Below are 21,915 nucleotides of genomic sequence, written 5' to 3' on the forward strand. Positions count from 1 at the left end.
GCCGCAAATATAGCGGACCGGATCAGAGTTCCAAACGCTCATCCGTTCATATCGCGCTCACTTGCCCAGCACCTCGGCCAGGCGGGCTTCCAACTGATCGCCGCGCAGCCCCTTGTCGAGCACCTTGCCCTCGCGATCCACCAGCACGGTGAAGGGGATGCTGCTGACGCCGTACTCCTGGGCCGCCGCGTTGTTCCAGAAGCCCAGGTCGCTCACGTGCTTCCAAGGCAGGCCATCGGCCTTGATGGCCTCCACCCACGCCGTATGGTCCCGGTCCAGGCTCACCCCGAGGATCTCGAAGCCCTTCGCCCGGAAGCGCTCATACACCCGCTTGACGTTGGGGTTCTCGATCCGGCAGGGCCTGCACCAGCTGGCCCAGAAGTCGATGAGCACCACCTTCCCGCGGAGCTGGCTGAGGGCGAAGGAGCCGCCATCCGGGGTGCTCTGGCGGATCTCCGGGGCCTCGGACCCGATCGGCAGCAGGTTGCTCAAGCGTTTCATCTCCTCCTCCTGGGCCCTGATCATCACCAGCTCCTGCTCGTACCGGTCCACTTGCTCGCGGAACGAGGCGTAGAACCCCGAGTTCGGCATCGTCCTGCGGAGGCCGTCGCGCACCTGCTTGAAGAGCTCGAACTCTCGGGTCATGTCCATCCGGCCGAGCACGCTGATGGCCACCGGCGATCCGCTGTTCTCGCGCACGAACTGGCGGCAGCGCTCATAGAACGCCAGGTTGGTGGCATTGAGCTCATCGAGGTTGGCCTGGTTCGAGGGGTCAGCGGACAGGGCCGAGCGCAGGCCGCTCACCTTCTGCTCATAGCCCATCGCCTCCTCCTGGAACCGGCGCATGGCGTCGGTATGCACCGATCCCTCGAGGCGCATGGGGGTCTGCAGCAGGCCGCCCTGGGCCTCCACGACAAGGCCCTCGGCGCTGTCGAGCACCACGATCAGCTGCTCATTGCCCACCGCGATCCGGTAGAAATCGAGCGGCAGGTAGGGCACCTTCATCGTGCCCTTGCCATCGCCATTCAGCTTCACGGAGTCCACGTGGTAAGGACGCCCGTTCTCATAGCGGTCGAAATAGGCCATCTGGTTGCCGGCGCCCTCGACGCTGAGGCTGATCGTGCGGGTGGCGGTGCCCTGGCCTCCGCAGGCAGCGGCCAGGATGATCAGGGGTAGGAAGGAACGGATGGTTGGCATGTTCATGCGGATTCCTGTTCAAGCAGCTGGCGCACCACCGCGTTGGCGCGCTTGGGGTCGGCCTTGCCCTTGGTGCCCTTCATCACCTCGCCCATGAAGAGGCCGAGCAGGCCTTTCTGGCCGCTGCGGTAGGCGGCCACCTTGTCGGGGTACTTCGCCATCACCTCGCGCATGAGCCCCTCGATCACGTCCTCTTTCGTGTCCTGCACCAGATCGTGCTTCACGGCGAGCTCCTCGGCGGTGCTGCCCGCATCCTCCAGCATCAGGGGAAAGAGCCTCTGGCTGGCGATGGTGTGGCTCACCTTGCCGCTGTCGATCAGGGTGATCAGGCCCGCGAGGCGCTCGGCGCTGATGGGGAACTGGCTGATGTCCAGCCCGCGCTCGTTCACCCAGCTGCGCACGTCGCCCATCACCCAATTGGCGGCGGCCTTGTAGTTGGCGGTCCGGGCGATCACCGCCTCGTAGTAGAGCGCGGTGCCCTTGTCGTCGGTGAGGATGCCCGCATCGTAGTCGCTGAGGCCGAGCTGCTGCGTGTACTTGGCGCGCAGCTCGCGCGGCAGGGGCGGCATCGCCTTTCGGATGGCCTCCTTCATGGCCTCGCTGACTGTGATGGGCTGCAGGTCGGGCTCGGGGAAGTAGCGGTAGTCGTGCGCCAGCTCCTTGCTGCGCATGCCGATGGTGATGCCCTTGGCGGCATCGAAGGTGCGCGTCTCCATGTGGATCGCACCGCCCGCATCCAGCACCTCGCTCTGGCGCTGCGCCTCGTACTCGATGGCGCGCATCACGTTGCGGAAGCTGTTCATGTTCTTCACCTCGCAGCGCGTGCCGAATCTCTCGGAACCGATGGGACGCAGGCTGATGTTGGCATCGCAGCGCAAACTGCCTTCCTCCATGTTGCCATCGCAGATGTCCAGGTAGCGCACCAGGCGGCGTATCTCCACCAGGTAGTCGTAGGCCTCCTGGCCGCTGCGGATATCCGGCTCGCTCACGATCTCGATCAGCGGCACGCCGGCGCGGTTCAGGTCCACCAGCGTGTTGAAGGGGTCCACGTCGTGGATGCTCTTGCCGGCATCCTCCTCCATGTGGATGCGGGTGATGCCGATGCGCTTGGAGCCGCCCTCGACCGGGATGGTCACATGCCCCTTGGTGCAGATCGGCGTATGGTCCTGCGTGATCTGGTAGCCCTTGGGCAGGTCGGGATAGAAGTAGTTCTTGCGGGCGTAGTGCATCCACGGCGCAATGGTGCAATCCGTGGCCAGGCCCATGCGCACGGCCAGCTCCACCACCTTCCTGTTGGCCACGGGCAGGGTGCCGGGGTGGCCCAGCGTCACCACGCTCACGTTGGTGTTGGGGTGGTCGCCGTAGGCGTTGGGATCGCTGCTGTAGGCCTTGCTGGCGGTGATGAGCTGGGCGTGCACCTCCAGGCCCACCACCAGTTCGTACTTCTCGCTCCAGTGGGGCGCTCCTGTGCCGGTAACGGCTTCCTTCTTGCTCATCTCAGCAGCTGGCGATCAGTTCCTTCATGATGCGCGTGAGCTTGGGCTCGGCCTGCTCGGCCACGCGCTGCACCATCTCGTGGGTGGTCTTCTCGATCCGGCCCTTCACGCCCATGTCGGTGATCACGCTCATGGCGAAGCAGGGGATGCCCATGTGCCGCGCGGCGATCACCTCGGGCACGGTGCTCATGCCCACGGCGTCGCCGCCGATCACGCGCACGTAGTGGTACTCAGCGGGCGTCTCCAGCGTGGGACCGGTGAGCCCCACATAGCAGCCTTCCCGCACCGGGATGGAGGCCTTGGCGGCGATGTCCCTGGCCTTCGCGATCAGCGCGTGGTCGTAGGGCTCGCTCATGTCCGGGAACCGCGGCCCCAGCTCATCGATGTTCCTGCCGATGAGCGGATTGGGGAACAGGCAGATGTGGTCGTTCAGGATCATCAGGTCGCCCACCTCGAAGACGGGATTCACCCCGCCGCAGGCATTGCTGACCAGGAGCCGCTGGATACCGAGGAACTTGAAGACGCGCACCGGCAGCACCACCTCGCCCATGGTCCATCCCTCATAGTAGTGGAACCGCCCCTGCATGGCCACCACGGGCTTGCCGCCGAGGAGTCCGAACAGCAGGCGCCCCGGATGGCCCTGCACCGTGCTTACGGGGAACTCGGGTATCTCGCCATAGGGGATGGCATGCTTCACCTCGATTTCCCTGCCCAGGCCGCTGAGGCCGGTGCCGAGGATGATGCCGGTCTCGGGCACGAATCCTCCGGTGACCCTCTTCAGGTGCTCAGCGATGCGCTGGATGCGTTGCAACATGGTCTCTGATCAGCTGAGCGAATCGCTCCGGTTCATTCAAGATGACGGCCCGCATGCCGATGGTCGCCAACGGGAGGCCTTCGAGCGGGGTGCCTTCGCAGGGACCCAGCCGGGCGGCATCCTTCTCCGTGGTTACCAGCGTTTTCGGGCCGGGTGCGAAAGTAGCGTAACGGTGCGCGATGCGCGCCAGGTCAGCGTGGGTGAAGGCGTGGTGGTCAGGGAAGGCGATGTGCTCCACCCTGCGAGATCGCTGGAGGTGGTCCAGTAGGGGTTGCGGGTTCTCGATGCCCGTGAAGAGCAGGCAGCTCGCGATCGGCGGTTGGGTCTCCCCGCGGATCGAGCCATGGGGCGCTGTCGACAGCCCGCCCTCCGCCACCGAGGGCCGACCGCCGGCTGCCGACCTGGGCTCCTCGTATTGGATCCCCGCGAAGAACAGCTCCTGCGCATCGCTCAGCCGCAAGCGTTCGCGCCATTGCTTCCGCTCTTCCGGTGAAGGCAAGGCCGGGCACTTCGTCACCACCACGATCCGGGCGGCTTTGCGACGCGAAGGCAGGTCGCGCAGGCGCCCGGCGGGAAACAGCGCATCATCGCACCAGGGCCGTTGCCAGGTGGTGAGCAGGATGTTGAGGCCCGCATCCAATCGTCGGTGCTGCAGGGCATCATCGAGCACCACGGCTTTCGCGCCGGGCACTTCGCGCTGGATCCGCTCGATCGCCCCTACCCTATCCGCCCCCACGAAAACGCGGGCCTCGGGGAATTTGCGCTTCACCTGAAGGGGCTCATCGCCTGCCCGTTCGAAGGTGTCCGTGGCTTGCACTTCATGGAAGCCCGTGCCGCTGCGGCCATAGCCACGGCTCAGCGTGGCCAGCGGCGCCGTGCCTGCCAGCGTGCGCAGCACCAGCTCCAACATGGGCGTCTTGCCCGTGCCTCCCAGGGCCAGATTGCCAATGGCGATGGTGGGTACTGTGGGGCGCACGGAGCGTAGCACGCCGGCACCGTAGAGCGCATGCCGCACGCGCAGCACGGCGCCAAAGAGCCAGGCGGGAGGGGCGAGCACGATGCGTCTCAGGCTCATGGTTACTTTGCCGCAATGCCGCGCGGTCAGCGCGAAGCGTCAAAGATGAAGATCAAGGACCTCATCGCCCCGCTCGAAGCCTGGGCGCCCCGCTCCCTGCAAGAGGACTACGACAACAGCGGCCTGCAGTTGGGCGACCCGGAGGCGGAAGTGAGCGCGGCCATGGTCTGCCTCGACTGCACCGAAGCCGTGGTGGAGGAAGCGGCCGCCAAGGGCTGCGGCCTCATCATCAGCCACCACCCGGTCATCTTCAGGGGCCTCAAGAGCCTTTCCGGCAAGGGCCACGTGGAGCGCACCCTGCTTGCGGCCATCCGGCATGGCATTGCGCTCTACGCCATCCACACCAACCTCGACAACGTGATTGACGGCGTGAACGGCGAGATCGCCGCGCGCCTCGGGCTGAAACCGCTGGGCACCCTGGCGCCAAAGCCGGGCCAGTTGCGCAAGCTGGTGGTCTTCGTCCCCATGGAACAGGCCGATGCCGTGCGGAATGCCGTGTTCCAGGCCGGCGCCGGCCACGTGGGCAACTACGACGAGTGCAGCTTCACCGTGGGCGGCATGGGCACCTTCAGGCCCGGGCCAGGCACCGACCCCTTCTCCGGCGAGCAGGGCATACGGAGCAGCGTGGCTGAATTCCGGCTCGAATTCATTTACCACACCCCGCGCGAGCAGGCCGTCCTGGCCGCTATGCGTGCAGCCCACCCCTACGAGGAAGTGGCCTACGACATCCTCCCGCTGGCCAACACCGACCAAGGCATCGGCACCGGCCTTCTCGGCGAGTGGGAGGCCCCCCTACCCGAGGCGGATTTCCTGGCTAAGCTGAAGCAGGTCTTTGACCTTCAGGCGATTAGGCACACGCAGACCTTGGGAAGGCCCATTCGCCGGGTGGCGCTCTGCGGCGGCTCCGGCGCCTTCCTCATCCGCGCCGCCATCGCTTCCAGGGCAGACGCCTACATCACCGGCGACGTGAAATACCACGAGTTCTTCGACGCGGATGAGCGCCTGCTGCTGGCCGATATCGGGCACTACGGCAGCGAGCAATTCACCATGCACCTGATCCAACGCCGGTTAGGGGAACATTTCCCTACATTTGCCGTCCGTTTGACGGAAACCGTCACGGACCCCATACATCATTATTACTGACATGGCGAAGAGCGACGTGAAGGCTCCGGCGAAGGAAACCAAGGCCGCCCCCGTACTCGGAAAGGCGGAGATCACCATCGCCGAGAAGCTGGTCGAGCTGTACCGCCTGCAGACCATCGATTCACAGGTGGACCGCATCAAGGTGCAACGCGGCGAGCTGCCCTTGGAGGTGCAGGACCTGGAGGACGAGGTGGCCGGCCTGGAGACGCGCCTGAAGAAGCTGCAGGACGAATTGGCTGAGATCGAGGGCCAGGTGAGCGACAAGCAGAACCAGATCAAGGACAGCAAGGCCCAGATCAAGAAGTACGAAGCGCAGCAGGCCAAGGTGCGCAACAACCGCGAGTACGATTCACTCACGAAGGAGATCGAGTTCCAGAACCTCGAGATCCAGCTGGCCGAGAAGCGCATCAAGGAATTCAAAGCGCAGATCGAGGCCAAGAAGGCCGTGGTGGACGAGAGCCAGGCCAAGCATGACGACCGCAAGAAGGATCTGGAGCTGAAGCGCAAGGAGCTCGACGACATCGTCGCCGAGACCGAGAAGGAGGAGAAGGACCTGCAGAAGAAAAGCGATGCGGCCAGCAAGCAGATCGAGGAGCGGCTGCTCAGCGCCTACCACCGCATCCGCAGCAATGCGCGCAACGGGCTGGCCGTCGTGCCCGTGGAGCGCGGCAGCTGCGGCGGCTGCTTCAGCGCCATCCCGCCCCAGCGCCAGCTGGACATCGGCAGCCACAAGAAGATCATCGTGTGCGAGCACTGCGGACGCATCCTCGTGGATGAGTACGTGGTGGACCGGGTGAAGAACGGCTAGGAACCGCGCTCAACCGCACCGCGAAGGCCTCGTTGGGAGGCCTTCGCCATCTCAGGGCCTCAGGCCAAGGGTGAGGAAGGTGGACACCACGCCCCTGCGCACCAGCATCGGCTCCACCAGCGCGGGGTCATAGGCGAACTTCCGCAGGTCCTGCACCGTGTAGTTGGCGGCGAGGTCAACCGTTACATGGGCGCCGCGGTAGCCGATGCCAGCGGCATAAGTGCGCCGGGCCGTGCCGCGCTGGGCATCCGTCGTCACATACGGGTCCTGCACGAATCCCCATCCCCCGCGGTAATACCAACTGCCCGCCCGCCACTCCGTTCCGATCCTCACGGAATGCTGGGCGCGGAACCGGTCCTTGATGGCGGCATTCTCCAGCGCGAAGTCGTACGGATCATCGAGCGTGGCCGAACGCCCGAAGCGCAGCGAGCGCGTGTCCCCGTAGGAGTAATCGATGCTCACCAGCCCATTGGCCCCCGCGATGTAGGCCGCGCTCGCCGTCGCGCGCCATGGCGTGTTGATGCGGTAGCTAAAGCTTCCATCCGGCGACTCGTAGGTGAGGTCATAGTCATCCAGGCCCTGGGTCGACCGGAAGCCCGTCCGCACCGATGTGTTGAAGGCGTCGTTGAGCTGCATCCATTGCGGGCTCTGGAATGCGACCCCGGCCCTCACCCGATCGGAGAACCGGCCGATGACGCCCACCAGGAGCTCGAAACCGCCGCCGCTGGTCACCAGTTCCTCCCTGAACTCCATCTGCCCGAGGTCCAATCCCTGATCCAGGCTGTATTCCGTGTGCGTGGTGGTGCGCCGGAAGCGGTGGCCCATGATGTTGGCGGTGGCCCCGATATAGATGCGATCGTCGATGTTGGCCGCGTAGAAGATCCCGGTGCGGTTGGTGGCCCCGTTCGCCTCCACCGTGTGGCGCTGGCGGGTGTCGCTGCCCATGGGGATGTAACTGAAATAGGCGTCCGTTGAACCCGGCAGGGTATCGATGCCGAAGGCGTTCCACGCCAATCCGGCTCCGAAGGGCAGGTCGTCAGGCAAGGTGGTGTAGGGAATGCCATCGGCCTGGTTCACGAAATGCGCGAGCATCGTGGTCGGGGCCCGGTCCGCCAAGGCATCGGTACTGAAGCGCTGCAACTCGATCCGATCGTAGACGATGCCATAGACGGATGCCACCATCGCACCATCCGCCTTGCCGGGGTTATGAACCACCAGTGCCAGATTGGGCAGGGACAGGCGGGAAGCGGTGGCGGAAGACCCCGTGCCGTAATAGGTGGCCGCATCGCCGATCACATCCACCCCGAGCGTGAGGGAGAGCGAGCTGGCCCGGTAGAGCGCCATGCCCGCTGGATTGATGCCCGCAGCGACGGGATCCGCGCCCAGCGCACCGAAGGCGTTGCCCATGCCATTGCTGCGTGCCGTACCGCCCGGCCTGCTGGTGGCCATGCGCAGCGCATCCTCCTCGCTCTGCGCCCGGGCGCCACTGGTCAACAGCCAACCGGCGAGCGCGAAATGCACCGCCAGCCATGCAGTGGAATGCCAGCGCCGCGCCATCACCGCGACCGATGGCGCGTAGGCGCGCCACCGCCATCATTCGTTCGGGACGGCGCCGGGGCCGAGCGCTCGAAGACAGGGCGGTCGTTGCCGCGGTCGTTGATCGTGGGTCGCCGCTCCACCGGTTGGCGCTCCGTGGGGCGCTCTGAAGGGCGGCGCTGCGGTGGCTGAACCACAGGGCGCTGAACGGGCCGCTCATCCGGCCGTGCTATGCCGCGATCCATCGGGCGGGAGGCCGGCTGCCGCTGCTGGATGGCCGGGCGAACCAAGGATGCCGGCTGCTCCACAGGCCGTGGGCTCAGGCCCACCGGATCGCGGAAACTGGCGCGCGGTCGCACGGAGCCATTGCCCGTGCCAAGGGACGAGCCCGTGGTGGAGGGCCGATGGCCGATGTACGTGTTGCTGCTTCCGCCTACGATTACCGGGGTGTAGCAGCCTCCGCACGCGCCAAAGGGGCCCCAGTAATTGCCGTAGTAGCTGTATCCGTTCCATCCCCAGCCGTTATAACCGCCGAAGCCGTAGCCCCAGCCATCGTTCCAGCCCCAAGGGGAGTTCCAGCGCCAGGGATCATTCCAGCCCCATGGCCGGTTCCAGCCCATTGGCCGGTTCCAACCCCACGGATCGCTCCAGCCGTACGGATTCGAACCCCATCCCATGCCCATGCCCCAGCCTGGGCCGTTCCATCCGCTCTGCCAGCCCATGCCCATGCCGAAGCCCGTTCCGAAGCCGAAGCGCCCGTAGTTGTAATAGTACGGGTCGTTGTAGGCCATGTCATAGTAGCTGCGGGAAGCGCCCAGGTCGCGCGAAGTGCCGGGGTCGTAGTAGTCGTCGGTCGCCTTATCGGCCGACGGCTCCTGGGAAGGGACAGGGGTCGGCGCTGCCGCAATCCTCGGCGCCTGCGAGGGCATGAAGTACACATCGTCATCCTGCTGTGCCAGCGGCTGCGACGACGAGCAGGCGCCTGCCAACAGGGCGATGAGCAGGACGGCCGGGAGGCTGGTTCGGATGTTCATGCTGCGCGTGGTGTTGAAGGCCTTGCCTCGAGCACCCGGACGCCGGATTGGCGTTGCGTACTTTCGGCTCCTGTTACAGAACAAAAATAATACCGGATTAGTGCGATGGCCGACCAGTTGACGAAGCGCTCAGAGGATTACGCGCAATGGTACAACGACCTTGTGCTGAAGGCCGATCTGGCGGAGCATAGCGACGTGCGCGGGTGCATGGTGATCAAGCCGCACGGCTACGCCATCTGGGAGAAGATGCAGCGCGCCCTGGACGACATGTTCAAGGAGACCGGCCATGTGAACGCCTACTTCCCCCTCTTCATCCCCAAGAGCTACCTGGCCAAGGAAGCCAGCCATGTGGAGGGCTTCGCCAAGGAATGCGCGGTGGTGACGCACTACCGGCTGAAGAGCGACCCCGAGCACGGCGTGGTGGTGGATCCGGAGGCCAAGCTCGAAGAGGAGCTCATCGTGCGGCCCACCAGTGAGACGATCATCTGGAACACCTACCGCGGCTGGATCAAGAGCTACCGCGACCTGCCGTTGCTCATCAACCAGTGGGCCAATGTGGTGCGCTGGGAGATGCGCACGCGCCTGTTCCTGCGCACCGCCGAGTTCCTCTGGCAGGAGGGCCACACGGCGCACGCCACCAAGGCGGAGGCGCTCGAGGAGACCGAACGGATGCTGGAGGTCTACCGCCAGTTCGCCGAGGAATGGCTCGCCATCCCCGTGATCAAGGGCATCAAGACCGCGAGCGAGCGGTTCGCGGGCGCCGAGGAGACCTACTGCATCGAGGCGCTCATGCAGGACGGCAAGGCCCTGCAGGCCGGCACCTCGCACTTCCTTGGGCAGAACTTCGCCAAAGCCTTCGATGTGCTCTTCACCAACCGCGATAACCGGCAGGAGCACGTCTGGGCCACCAGCTGGGGCGTGAGCACCCGGCTCATGGGGGCCCTCATCATGACCCACAGCGATGACAACGGCTTGGTGCTTCCGCCCAAGCTCGCCCCCGTGCAGGTGGTGGTGGTGCCCATTGCCAGGAACGAGGAGCAGCTCAAGGCCATCCTCGCCTTCGCAGAGCCCGCGGTCAAGGCCATGCGCGCGAGGGGCATCTCCGTGAAGCTTGATGCCGACGATACGAAGAAGCCGGGCTGGAAGTTCGCCGAGTATGAATTCAAGGGCTATCCGGTCCGCATCGCCATCGGCCCGCGCGACATGGAGAACGGGACCGTGGAGGTCGCCCGCAGGGACACTTTGGAGAAGCAGGTGATGCAAGTGACCGACCTGGCCGAGAAGATCGGCCATCTGCTCGGGCATATCCAGGACAACCTGTTCCAGAAGGCCCTGGCCATGCGCGAGGCCGGAACCCGGGCCGTGGACAGCTACGAGGAATTCAAGCGCGAGATCGAGAAGGGCGGCTTCATCTTGGCGCACTGGGACGGCACCGCCGAAACCGAGGCCCGCGTGAAGGAGGAGACGAAGGCCACCATCCGGTGCATCCCGCTGGATGGGGACCGCACCCCGGGCGCTTGCATGGTCACCGGCAAGCCCAGCGAGCGCCGCGTCATCTTCGCCCGGGCCTACTGATGAGCAAGAAAGCCGCCCCCGACCCCCGCAGCCTGATCCTTGAGATGCTGCGCACCAAGTCCTGCATGAAGCAGGACGTGTATCAGAGCACCATGGTGCTCTTCGAGATGGTGAAGGAGCTGCTGCAGGAGATCGCGCTGGACCTGGAGGCCAAGGTGAAGTGCGAGGATGAGCGGCTCACCGTCACCTTCACCGACAAGGGGCAGACCGCCTGCGAGCTGCGCGTGGCGGGCGATGTCATCATCTTCCACATGCACACCAATGTCTTCCGGCTCGATCAGAGCCACAGCCTATGGAAGACGAGCTATCTGGAGGAGGACGAGCTGCGCGGCTACTTCGGGGTGATCAACATGTACAATTTCCTCAGCGACTCCTTCAAGTACAACCGTGAGCGCGACCTGGGGTACTTGGTGGCCCGGCTCTTCCTCAACCGCGACAACCGGTTCTTCGTCCAAGGCAAACGGCAGCTCGGTTTCCTATACAACGACCTGCCCGCCAATGCGCTGGAGCGCGAGCGTATCAGGGCCGTTCTGCTCTCCGTGATCCTCTACGTGCTGGAGTTCGACCTGCTGGCCCCGCCCTACGACCAAGTGAACCAGGTGACCGTGAGCGAGATGAACGAGCTGAACGCCAACCTGAAGATCAGCACGGGCAAACGGCTCGGTTTCCGGTTCCAGTCGGATACCGAGGACATGACTTGATTGGGATTTCGCGCCGCTGATTACATTTGCGGCCCTGTCGCTGGACAGGCATTGTCATCGTGGCCCGTTCGTCTAGGGGTTAGGACGCGTCCCTTTCACGGATGAAACAGGGGTTCGATTCCCCTACGGGCTACATCGGAAACCCGCGCACTGCGCGGGTTTTCTCATTCCACCGCATGGCGCCACGCCCGTCATGCCGCACAGGAGGCGCGCCGTAACCGGCTCCCACGTGCTGGACCAGCACGCTGCACCAATTGTCACCTCCCCGCCCAAGGCTCGGTCAGCGCCATGGATTGGCCGGTGTCCCCGCCGCGCAGAGCACGACCAGGACCAATGCCCCCCGAGCCGCAGGAACCAAGGCAGGCCCCTGACCGCTCATCGGTTGGCGGTTGGCGCTCTTCGGGCAGCCGCAAACGGTCGCTTCGCGTTCACAGGGCGGGCAGGAGCGCCTCCAAACGGATGCCGCGCGAGCCCTTCAAGAGAATCAGGCGCCCCTCAACGGGCTCGCTGTTCAAACGGGCCACAACCGCCTCCGCGTTCGCATAGGTGGTCCCGGATGCTCCTGCCTCCGCGAAAAGCGGCCCCACATACCACGCTTCGAGGCCCAGCTGGCTTATGAGTTCGATGATCTTCCGGTGCTCAGCGCGCGAATCGGCGCCCAGCTCGAGCATATCACCCAGGATGACCAGCTTGGGCCGTGCACTGGCCATGGCGGCGAAGTGGCGCAAAGCGGCACCCATGCTGCTTGGATTGGCGTTGTAGGCATCGACCACCACTTCGTTGCGGCCGGTATCGCTGAACTGCGAACGGTTGTTGCTGGGCACGTAGCCCTCCAATGCGCTGACGATGGTCGCGTCCGGAACCCCGAAAAGCCGGCCCACAGCCACGGCAGCCAGGGCATTGGGGAGATTGTAGGCGCCGACCAGCCGAGTCGCCACCCGATGCTCCCGGCCATCGCGGCCGAGGAAAGCCAAGCCGAGGAAGGGTCCCTGGCTCGCATCGCGCCCGCGGGTATCCGCATCCGGGCGGGTGCCGTAGGTGTGGCGCGGAAGTCCCTGGCTCCTGGTCATGAGAACCTCATCGTCCGCATTCACGAGCAGGCTCCCCGCGTGGCTCGCCAGAAACGCATAGAGCTCCGTCTTGGTGCGCAACACGCCATCGAATCCCCCGAACCCCTCCAGATGCGCCCGGCCCACGTTGGTGATGAGGCCATGCGTGGGTTCGGCGATGCCTACGAGCTCGGCGATATCGCCGGGCTTGTTCGCGCCCATCTCAATGATGGCGAAGCGATGTCGGGCCGTCAACCGAAGCAGCGTAAGCGGTACACCGATGTGGTTGTTGAGGTTGCCCTTGGTGGCCAGCGTAGGTCGGTCTCCGGCCATGACGGCTTGCACCAGCTCCTTGGTGGTTGTCTTGCCATTGGTACCGGTGATGGCCAGCACCGGCAGCTCGAATTGGCGCCGATGGTGCCTAGCAAGATCCTGGAGCGCCGCCAGCCCGTCGTGCACGAGAAGGCACCTGGGATCGACGGCAGCGCCCGGATCGTCCACGATGGCATAGCGCGCACCGCTGGCGAGCGCCTGCGCAGCGAAGGCATTCGCATCGAACCGGGGTCCCTTCAGGGCCACGAAGAGGGAGCCCGCCTCGATCGCCCGGGTGTCGGTGCAGACGCCCGTGCATTCCAGGAAGCGCTGATAGAGGACCGCCAGGGGTGTCATGGAATGGAAGACCCCCGGCAGTCTGCCGGGGGTCCGAATGTAAAGGGGCGTCCTTCGGTCAGCGCTTCTTGGCTTGATCGAGCTTTTCGCGGCGCTTGTTGTCGCCCATGCCCACCGGGCTGCCAACGCGCGTCATGGCGCAGCGGAAGCCGATGGTGGCCGTGCTCTGCCGCTCATCGAGGTGGCGGCGCGTGGCTGGATTGGCCCAGTAGATGCGGTCGGCCCAGCTGGCGCCCTTGTAGACCCGGCTGCGGTCATTCACCAGGGTGGTCTTGCCCCAGTCGTACATCGGATTCCCTTCGAAATCGGGCTGCTCGTAGTAGATGCTGCTCTCCACATCCCCGTCGCGGAAATCGATGTTGTCGCTCTGGCGGTAATTGCGGCGATCGATATTCTCTTCCACGGTGACACTGCGCACGCGCACATCGCCCGGCTGGTCGGCCTGGTAGTCGCTGATGCCGGAGAGCAGCTTGGGGCAGATCTCCAGGTCCTTGCTCTTGATGTTGTCCACCATGTCCTGAACACGCTGCATGGCCGCATCCTGCTTGCGCGTGTTATTGAACTCGATGGCCTGATCGATCTGGGTGAGCAGCTCGTCGATCAGCGCCGCCTCCTCATCCGTGGCACGGCCCTGCATGGCCATCTGGAACTCGGTGAGGTAGTATTTGATGCCATCCACATCGTAGACCACGAGGTCATGCTTGTCCTGCACAACGCCATCGCTGTTGAGCACCTTGGTGCGGAACACGTTGCCGCGGAAGGGCCTGAAGTCGTCCTTGTCCTCGGGGCTGAGGGGGCGGTACACATCCATCACCCATTCGCTCACGTTGCCGGCCATGTTGTATAGGCCATAGTCATTCGGCCAGTAGCTGAACACCGGTGCGGTGACATCGGCATTATCGTTGAGGCTGCCTGCCACGCCCATGTAATCCCCACGCCCGCGCATGAAGTTGCCGCGGAAATCGCCGTAGAAAGCGCCTCCCCGCTTGCGGCTGTCGTAGCGCACCCAGTGGCCGTTCCAAGGATAGATGCGGCGCTCCACCACCCGCTCGTCGACGGTGTTGCCGATGATTCCGTATGCTGCGTACTCCCACTCCGCCTCAGTCGGCAGGCGGTAGCGCGGCAGCAGCACGCCATCCTCCATCTTGATGTTCCGCGTGTCCTTGTTCGGATTGAAGTCGGTCACGCCGTCCACCTTCTTGCCGCTCTCGTACTGGCCGGCCAGGTAGGCATCCGTGGTGAAGTGGTCCTCGTTGATCTGGTTGGTGTAATGCTCGAACAGGCCTTCGCGGATCAGGATGATCTCGTTCACGCGGTCCGTCCTCCAGGCGCAGTAGTCGTTGGCCTGCAGCCAGTTGATTCCCACCACGGGATAGTCCCGGTAGGCCGGGTGGCGCAGGTAGTACTCCACATAGGGCTCGTTGAAGGCCAGCTTGCTCCGCCACACCAGCGTATCGGGCAGGGCCTTCTTGTAGATCTCGGGATAATCGGCCGCGAAAACGCGATCGAGCCAGTAGAGGTACTCGAGCCAATAGAAATTGGTGACCTCCGCCTCATCCATATAGAAGGATGAGACGGTGACGGTGCGCGGGATCATGTCCCACTCGTGCCTCAGGTCGTCGGTGACGCGGCCCATGGTGAACTGCCCGCCCTCCACGAGGATGAGCCCCGGGCCGTTCTCCTGCTCCTCGAAGCTGGCCTTCTCGAAGCCGCCGTTCTTGGAGTCGTTGTAGTTCCAGCCGGTGGCGCCGCTTTTCTCGAACTGGCAGCTCGAGAGGAAAGCCGCACCCATCAGCAGGACCCCTGTCTTCCTTGCAAGGCTCATGGCAATGGTGGTTTCGTGGTTCCTGGGAGGGATCAGAACGTCGGGCAGGCCACGACGCGGAACCTCCGCTTCTTGGGTTTGCAGTTGAACTGGATCTGCATGCTTACCTCGTGCGACCCTGCGGTGCGCGTGGTGAGCTTGCTGGTGGTGAGGTCGTAGCTGTAACCGAACTTGAACTTGTCGGTGTGGAATCCGATGAGGGCGATGAAGGAGTCCCGCGTACGGTACCAGACGCCGGCGGTGATGGGGCCGTGGTCGATGTACAGGCCGAGGTTCAACTGACGGAACGCGGCCTGCTGCTGGTATAGTACGTTGGGGGAGATCCGGGTCCTGGCCTCGCCGTACTTGCCCTTCATGCCCAGCGGGATGGCCGCACCGGCATGGCCGGTGATCTTCATGGGCAACCGGCTCGTGCCTACGATAAGGGATTCATTGGGCTGGGTGAGGTGGTGCACCGCCACGCCCACGAAATAGATGTCGGTGTAGCCGAGGAGCCCGGCGCTGAAGTCGGCGTTGCCCACCTTTCCGCCCCGGGGGACATCATTCGTGTTGTAGATGAAGCCGCGCCGCGGGTCGATCTGATCGCCGAAGGTGAGCTTGCTCCAGTCCAGCGACTTCTGGAAGTAGGTGGCCTGGAAGCCGAACTTCATGGAGAACTTGCGTGAAATGGCCTGCTGGTACGAATAGATGCCACTCACCGTGGTGGTGTTCAGCGTGCCTTTGCCGGCCTGGTCGTTGGTGACCAGCAGCCCCAAGCCGCCCATCAATCCATCCACATGCTGGTCATAGCTCGCACTGGTGGTGACGAAGGTGCCTGTGAGGGCCGGCCACTGGTTGCGGTAATTGAGGACCACACGTGGGCACCGCGCGGTACCGGCGAATGCCGGGTTGAGGTAGAGCGGATTGGCGTAGAATTGGGTGAACTGGGGGTCTTGCGCCATAGCGCTAAGGCCGCCCAACACCACCATTGCGAACACCAGGCCCGCACGCCCAATGGTCCTTGTCATCATGCTCTCGTTGCGATCTAGGCTAACTGCAAGCGCCAATTATACGGAGCCGCCCCGGAACGGTTCTCAAGCGACTGGCAATAATGCCGAACAAGCCCCGTTGACACCGTGTTCCGAAACGCAAGGGTCGAAGGTAGTATTTTCGATCCGAACTGTTGAAAACCTGTTGATTGCCGGTGATGAGCCCTTCCCTGAAGACCCTGACCGCTGCCATTTTCATCCCCCTCGCGCTGAACGTGCATGCGCAAAGGGATCTCTCCCGGTCCCTCGCGTGGCCCTCAGCCGGACCGGAAGCCCGCGGCCGCATCGGGGAACCGGCGACGAAGCAAGCCACACAGGCCGCCGAGGCCCTCGCCTTCAGGGGCGCCGCCATCGACCCGGACCGGGGCGGTCTGCCTGTCCACACCGAAGTGCTGGAACTGCAAGCCGGCGTCAGCCAAGCCACGCTCCGGCTGGCCGATGCGCAGTACATCGGCATCACGGCCGATGAGCGCAGCGCATGGCCTGGGCTGGATACCATCGGCGCCGAGCCGGAGGTGCATACGCACCTTTCCTGGCACCGCAAGCAGCCCCACCTGCTCATCACCCTGGTCCCCTTCCGCAGGAATCCAGCGAACGGGAGCATCGAGAAGCTGACCTCCTTCCGGTATGAGTTGGCGGAGACCTTCGGAGGCCCCAGGGGCCGGCCGAAGATGAACTACCCCGAGCATTCGAGGCTGGCGGAAGGGGATTGGTTCCGCTTCACCGTGGCACGCGACGGGGTGTACCGGCTCACCTATGATTTCCTGCGGTCATTGGGCCTGCCGGGGTCGGAATGGGCCAGTGACCGCATCAACATCTATGGCAACCACCATGGCCTGCTGCCATTCGTGAACAGCGTGGTGGTGCCCACGGACCTGCTGCCCAATGCCATTGAAGTGGTCGACGGCGGAGACGGCGTCTTCGGCCCGGGCGACCATCTCCTCTTCTACGCATCAGGACCGACGCGCTGGGAGCAGGCTTCCGGCCTCTTCCGGCATACAAAGCACGTCTACACCGACTCGGCTTCCTACTTCGTGGGGCTGGATGCGGATGCGCCGGTGCGCATCCAGACCGTGGCCCAGAGCAGCCTGCCCGCCACGCGCACCATCACCCGGTTCAACGACCGGCAGGTGATCGACCGCGACCTCACGAACCTGATCAAGTCCGGACGCACTTGGTATGGCGAGGTCTACGACCTTGTGACCACCTATGGATACAGCTTCGAGACGCCTTTCCTGGTGCCCACCGAGCCGATCACGCTGGAGGTGAACGGCGCGGCGCGGACCTTCAATTCGGGCGTGGTGCAGAACACCAGCTCCTTCACCGTCTCCTCGGGCAGCGCATTCTCAGGCACCATCACGGTGAACGGCATCGCCAACAGCTATACCGGGCCCACAGCGCGCAACTTCAACCAGACGTTCACCTGGAATGCCGCAGGGAACAGCGTTCCGGTGTCCATCACCTTCAACAAGTTCGACCCGGTGACCTCCGTAGGCTGGCTGAACTACCTGCGCCTCAACTGCACGCGCGAGCTGCGCATGTTCGGCGACCAGCTCATGTTCCGGTCGCTGGAGTCCGCCGGGCCCGGCGAGGTCTCCGAGTTCGTCATCGACAATGCCCAGACCGTGCAGCGGATCTGGGACATCACCGACCCCCTTAATCCCGGCCGCGTCGACTATGCCGCATCGGGGAACCAGAAGACGTTCCGGATGGGCACCGATACCCTCCGCCAGTTCATCGCCTTCCGCGATGCCAACTACCTCTCCCCCACCGCCGTGGGCCGCGTAACTCCGCAGGACCTGCATGCCACGGAACTGCCTACGGACCTGGTGATCGTGTGCCCGCCCGTGTTCCAGGCGCAGGCCCAGCGGCTTGCCGAGCGGCGCGCCAGCGAAGGGCTCTCGGTGCGCATCGTATCGCCGCAGCAGGTCTTCAACGAGTTCAGCAGCGGCATGCGCGACGCTTCGGCGATCAAGCGGTACATGCGGATGCTCTACGACCGGGCCGGTGCCGACCCCGACCTGATGCCGCGCTACCTCCTGCTCTTCGGCGATGGCTCCTACAACAACATCTCGCTCACGCCGAGCAACCAGAACTACATCCCCACCTACCAGACCGAGGACAGCGTCGACCCCTCGCGCTCGTACACGTCGGACGACTTCTTCGGCCTCCTGGATGAAGGGGATGGCGAGTACACAGGCGACCTGGTGGACATCGGCGTGGGCCGCCTGGTGGTGCACAGCGCCGAGCAGGCCCGGCAGGTGGTGGACAAGATCCTGAACTACGACCGCCTGGGCGTGAGCACGGCGAGCGGCGGCAGCTGCACGGTCACCGGCGATGGCGGCATCCCGGATTGGCGGACCCACGTGCTCTTCGTGAGCGACGACCAGACCGGTGACGGCTTCGAGGGCATCATCCACATGGACCAGAGCGATTCGCTGGCCCGCCGCGTGGAACGGGAATACCCGCACCTGAACGTGGACAAGATCTATATGGACGCCTACCAGCAGATCTCAACACCGGGCGGGCAGCGCTATCCGCAAGCCAGCTCGGAGCTGCGCGACAAGGTGCAGAAGGGCGCCCTCCTGGTGAATTACGTGGGGCACGGGGGCGAAGTGGGCTGGGCCCATGAGCGGCTGCTGGACAACACCACGATCCTGGACTGGACGAACAAGGACCGCCTGCCGCTCTTCATGACCGCCACCTGCGAGTTCACCCGGTGGGATGACCCCGGCCGCACCTCGGCAGGCGAATACGTGCTGCTCAATCCGAACGGCGGCGGCGTGGGCCTCATGTCCACCTCGCGCCTGGCCTACTCCAGCCAGAACTTCATGCTGGCCAACGACTTCTTCGACCATGTCTTCGAGACCGTGGATGAGGCGGGCCGGGAGGCGCGCATCGGCGATACCTACCGGCGCACGAAGAAGGCCATCACCACCCAGCAGCCCACGCTCCGCAACCACCGGAACTTCGTGCTGGTGGGCGATCCGAGCATGCGGCTGGCGCTGCCGCGTGCCACCCTGCGGATCGCCGCGATCACCGATACGCTCGGGCAGCCGGTCGATACCCTGAAGGCCCTCAGCGTGGTGCGCGTCACGGGCTTCGTCGATGACGGCAGCGGCCAGCCCATGCAGGAGTTCAACGGGGTGGTGGTGCCCACTGTCTACGACAAGGCCAGCGTGCAGAACACCCTGGCCAACGACGGCGGCGGCGCCTTCACCTTCCGCATCCGGAAGAGCGTGATCTACCGCGGCCGGGCCACCGTCACCAACGGCAGCTTCAGCTTCACCTTCGTGGTGCCGAAGGACATCAACTACCAAGTGGGGCCCGGGCGCATCGCTTGCTATGCGGAATCAGCCATGTTGAACGCCAGCGGCTACACGAATAGCCCCAAGGTGGGCGACACGGCCGATGACGTCGCCCTGGACGATCAGGGGCCGCGGATCGACCTGTTCCTGAACGACGACCGGTTCGTGCGCGGGGGCATCACCAACGAGACCCCGCTGCTCTTCGCCCGTCTGTTCGATAAGAACGGCATCAATACCGTGGGCTCGAGCATCGGCCACGACCTGCTGGCCACCTTGGACGAGAACACCGAGCAGGCCATCGTGCTCAACGACCTCTACGAGGCCGACCTGGACACCTACAAGAGCGGCCAGGTGCGGTACCGCTTCGGTCGCCTTGCCGAAGGCAGCCACACGCTGCGCCTGAAGGCCTGGGATGCGCACAACAATTCATCGGAGTCCACCACCGAATTCGTGGTGGCGAGCAGCGCCGAGCTCGCCTTGGAGCATGTGCTGAACTACCCCAACCCCTTCACCACCAGCACCCAGTTCTTCTTCGAGCACAATCGCCCATGCGCCACGCTCGATGCCCAGATCCAGGTGTTCACCGTGGCCGGTCGGCTGGTGAAGACCATCAACGAGCGCCTGACCTGCGATGGGTTCCGGAGCGAGCCCCTGGCGTGGGACGGCAGGGACGACTTCGGCGACAAGCTCGGCCGCGGGGTCTATGTGTACCGCCTTTCCGTCACCGCACCCGATGGCGCGAACGCGGAGAAATTCGAGAAGCTCGTCATCCTCCGTTAAGGCCGCCGACGCCCCGCAGCGGCCGTATATTCGCAGCCCTTTACCCCACCCCTCTCCGGAATGATCCAGCGGTTGTCCCCTTCGCGCACCCATGCCGCCATCGCCCTCACCATGGCGGCCGTTCCCGCCATGGCGCAGGTGAACACGGGGTGCATCAACCAGCTCACGGGGCAGGACTGCCGCAAGGGCGTCCTCAACACCATCACCACCGCGGTGCCCTTCCTGATGATCTCGGTGGACAGCAGGGCCGGGGGCATGGGGGATGCCGGCGTTGCGGTGTCGCCGGATGCGAACGCCATCCACTGGAATCCATCGAAGCTGGCCTTCGCCGACCAGGACGGCGAGTTCATGATGAGCTACAGCCCCTGGCTGCGCAACCTGGTGCCGGACATGAGCCTCGCCTATCTGGCGGGTTACAAGCGGCTGGCCAACAAGCGCAGCGCCATCGGCGCCAGCCTGCGCTACTTCAACCTGGGCAGCATCACCTTCACCGACATCAACGGCTCCACCATCCGCGACTTCAAGCCGGCCGAGTTCGCGCTGGATGTGGCCTTCGCCCAGCAGTTCGGCGAGAACTTCTCCGGCGGCATCGCCATCCGGTACATCAACAGCAACCTCACGGGCGGGATCAGCGTGCAGGGCGCCAACTCGAAGGCCGGGCAGAGCGTGGCCGCAGACGTCTCCTTCTTCTACCGCAAGCCGGAGATGCGGCTGGGCGACAAGGATGCCACCTTCGCCTTCGGCCTGAACATCTCTAATGTGGGGGCGAAGATGTCCTACACCTCCTCGGCCAACCAGGACTTCATCCCCATCAACCTGCGCCTGGGGCCCTGCTTCACGCTCGACCTGGACGAGTACAACAGCCTCACGCTGAACATCGATGCGAACAAGCTGCTGGTGCCCACCCCGCCCGTATACGACCCCAGCGGCGCCATCGACCCGGTGACCAATGAGCGCGCCGTGGTCAGCGGCCGCAACCCCAACGTGGGCGTGGCCGAGGGCATCTTCGGCAGCTTCAGCGACGCCCCCGGCGTGGTGACCGTCGACCCCAGCGACAGCAGCTTCACCATCCTCTCGGGCAGCAAGTTCCGCGAGGAGATGCAGGAGATCAATCTCGGCGGCGGCCTGGAGTACTGGTATGCCAAGCAATTCGCCTTCCGCACCGGCTATTTCTACGAGAACTTCAACAAGGGCAACCGGCAGTACTTCACCTTGGGCCTGGGCCTGCGTTACAGCAAGTTCGCGCTGGACATGAGCTACCTCATCGCCAACACGCAGCGCAGCCCCCTGGCCAACACGCTGCGCTTCACGCTCGGCTTCCGCTTCGACGGCAAGGGCGAGAAGAAGAAGACCGAGTGATGGCGGAGCCGGGCACGCCCACCTTCCGCATCGGACTGGGCTATGACATCCATCGGCTGGCCGAGGGCCGGGAGCTGTGGCTCGGAGGCATCCGCCTCGAGCACCACGTCGGATTGGATGGCCATTCGGACGCCGATGTGCTGCTGCACGCCGTGTGCGATGCCCTGCTGGGGGCCATTGGGCTGGGCGACATCGGGCAGCATTTCCCCAATACCGACCCGGCCTGGAAGGGCGCGGACAGCAAGCGGCTCCTCGGGGCCGTGGTGGGCATGCTGCATGCGCGCGGCTGGCGGGTGGGCAACGTGGACTGCACCCTGGTGATGGAGCGGCCGAAGATCCTGCCGCATGTGCCTGCCATGCGCGCCGCGATGGCCCCGTTGCTGGGCATTGCCGAGGACGCCGTGAGCGTGAAGGCCACCACCAACGAACGCGTCGGGTTCGTGGGCCGGGAGGAGGGCGCTTGCGCCTATGCCGTGGCCCTGGTGCACCGCGCTGGCTGAGCGCGGCGTGCGCGCGGC

16 protein-coding genes and 1 tRNA gene are annotated in these 21,915 nt (G+C 64.7%); 8 read left to right on the top strand and 9 right to left on the bottom strand.

Annotated features, from left to right (window positions below; translation table 11 throughout):
* Positions 1-57: 57 nt before the first annotated feature.
* From QY325_09025 to lpxK, 4 genes are read right to left on the bottom strand one after another with little or no spacing between them, the layout of a single operon-like run.
* Complete coding sequence (locus QY325_09025) at positions 58-1,197, bottom strand: TlpA disulfide reductase family protein (GenBank protein WKZ64905.1); 1,140 nt, start codon at positions 1,195-1,197, stop codon at positions 58-60.
* Between the two features lie 2 nt (positions 1,198-1,199).
* Positions 1,200-2,693: an Asp-tRNA(Asn)/Glu-tRNA(Gln) amidotransferase subunit GatB gene (gatB, locus tag QY325_09030; protein ID WKZ64906.1), complete on the bottom strand. Its 1,494-nt coding sequence runs from the start codon at positions 2,691-2,693 to the stop codon at positions 1,200-1,202.
* 1 nt (position 2,694) lies between these two features.
* Positions 2,695-3,507 carry a purine-nucleoside phosphorylase gene (locus QY325_09035; protein ID WKZ64907.1) on the bottom strand — a complete coding sequence of 271 codons (813 nt, stop codon included), beginning with the start codon at positions 3,505-3,507 and terminating at the stop codon, positions 2,695-2,697.
* Positions 3,479-4,582, bottom strand: coding sequence for a tetraacyldisaccharide 4'-kinase (gene lpxK / locus QY325_09040; GenBank protein ID WKZ64908.1), 1,104 nt, complete (start codon positions 4,580-4,582; stop codon positions 3,479-3,481). Before lpxK ends, QY325_09035 begins: the two co-directional genes overlap by 29 nt.
* A gap of 45 nt (positions 4,583-4,627) precedes the next feature.
* Between lpxK and QY325_09045 the strand changes: the two genes are divergently transcribed.
* Positions 4,628-5,725 (top strand): Nif3-like dinuclear metal center hexameric protein, encoded by a 1,098-nt coding sequence (locus tag QY325_09045; protein ID WKZ64909.1) that lies wholly within the window; start codon positions 4,628-4,630, stop codon positions 5,723-5,725.
* 1 nt (position 5,726) lies between these two features.
* Positions 5,727-6,533, top strand: a complete 807-nt coding sequence (locus tag QY325_09050; GenBank protein ID WKZ64910.1) for a C4-type zinc ribbon domain-containing protein — start codon at positions 5,727-5,729, stop codon at positions 6,531-6,533.
* A gap of 51 nt (positions 6,534-6,584) precedes the next feature.
* Here the strand turns inward: QY325_09050 and QY325_09055 are convergent, their stop codons facing one another.
* Complete coding sequence (locus QY325_09055) at positions 6,585-8,090, bottom strand: hypothetical protein (protein WKZ64911.1); 1,506 nt, start codon at positions 8,088-8,090, stop codon at positions 6,585-6,587.
* Positions 8,090-9,103: a hypothetical protein gene (locus QY325_09060; protein ID WKZ64912.1), complete on the bottom strand. Its 1,014-nt coding sequence runs from the start codon at positions 9,101-9,103 to the stop codon at positions 8,090-8,092. Before QY325_09060 ends, QY325_09055 begins: the two co-directional genes overlap by 1 nt.
* A gap of 105 nt (positions 9,104-9,208) precedes the next feature.
* Here QY325_09060 and proS point away from each other — a divergent pair, with 105 nt between their 5' ends.
* The 3 genes from proS to QY325_09075 all read left to right on the top strand — a co-directional run bounded on the left by proS (position 9,209) and on the right by QY325_09075 (position 11,512).
* Positions 9,209-10,678 (top strand): proline--tRNA ligase, encoded by a 1,470-nt coding sequence (proS, locus tag QY325_09065; GenBank protein WKZ64913.1) that lies wholly within the window; start codon positions 9,209-9,211, stop codon positions 10,676-10,678.
* Positions 10,678-11,379, top strand: coding sequence for a hypothetical protein (locus QY325_09070; protein ID WKZ64914.1), 702 nt, complete (start codon positions 10,678-10,680; stop codon positions 11,377-11,379). Before proS ends, QY325_09070 begins: the two co-directional genes overlap by 1 nt.
* 61 nt (positions 11,380-11,440) lie before the next feature.
* Positions 11,441-11,512 (top strand) — tRNA-Glu (locus QY325_09075).
* Between the two features lie 295 nt (positions 11,513-11,807).
* Here QY325_09075 and murF read toward each other — a convergent pair.
* Genes murF through QY325_09090 form a run of 3 tightly spaced genes read right to left on the bottom strand, consistent with a single transcriptional unit; the run spans position 11,808 to position 15,890 of the window.
* A complete protein-coding gene (gene murF / locus QY325_09080; GenBank protein WKZ64915.1) occupies positions 11,808-13,097 on the bottom strand; it encodes a UDP-N-acetylmuramoyl-tripeptide--D-alanyl-D-alanine ligase in 1,290 nt (429 codons plus the stop codon).
* Between the two features lie 58 nt (positions 13,098-13,155).
* On the bottom strand, positions 13,156-14,922 hold the full coding sequence (locus tag QY325_09085) for an SUMF1/EgtB/PvdO family nonheme iron enzyme (GenBank protein ID WKZ64916.1): 1,767 nt from the start codon (positions 14,920-14,922) through the stop codon (positions 13,156-13,158).
* 32 nt (positions 14,923-14,954) lie between these two features.
* Positions 14,955-15,890 (bottom strand): type IX secretion system membrane protein PorP/SprF, encoded by a 936-nt coding sequence (locus QY325_09090; GenBank protein ID WKZ67971.1) that lies wholly within the window; start codon positions 15,888-15,890, stop codon positions 14,955-14,957.
* A gap of 218 nt (positions 15,891-16,108) precedes the next feature.
* Here QY325_09090 and porU point away from each other — a divergent pair, with 218 nt between their 5' ends.
* From porU to ispF, 3 genes are read left to right on the top strand one after another with little or no spacing between them, the layout of a single operon-like run.
* Positions 16,109-20,038 carry a type IX secretion system sortase PorU gene (gene porU / locus QY325_09095; GenBank protein WKZ64917.1) on the top strand — a complete coding sequence of 1,310 codons (3,930 nt, stop codon included), beginning with the start codon at positions 16,109-16,111 and terminating at the stop codon, positions 20,036-20,038.
* A gap of 60 nt (positions 20,039-20,098) precedes the next feature.
* Entirely contained in the window at positions 20,099-21,397 is a 1,299-nt protein-coding gene (porV, locus tag QY325_09100; GenBank protein WKZ64918.1) for a type IX secretion system outer membrane channel protein PorV, read from the top strand.
* Positions 21,397-21,897 (top strand): 2-C-methyl-D-erythritol 2,4-cyclodiphosphate synthase, encoded by a 501-nt coding sequence (ispF, locus tag QY325_09105; protein WKZ64919.1) that lies wholly within the window; start codon positions 21,397-21,399, stop codon positions 21,895-21,897. The genes porV and ispF overlap by 1 nt, the downstream gene beginning before the upstream one ends.
* Positions 21,898-21,915 lie beyond the last annotated feature (18 nt).

The sequence above is a fragment of the Flavobacteriales bacterium genome (assembly GCA_030584065.1).
Taxonomy (GTDB): Bacteria; Bacteroidota; Bacteroidia; order Flavobacteriales_F; family PHOS-HE28; genus PHOS-HE28.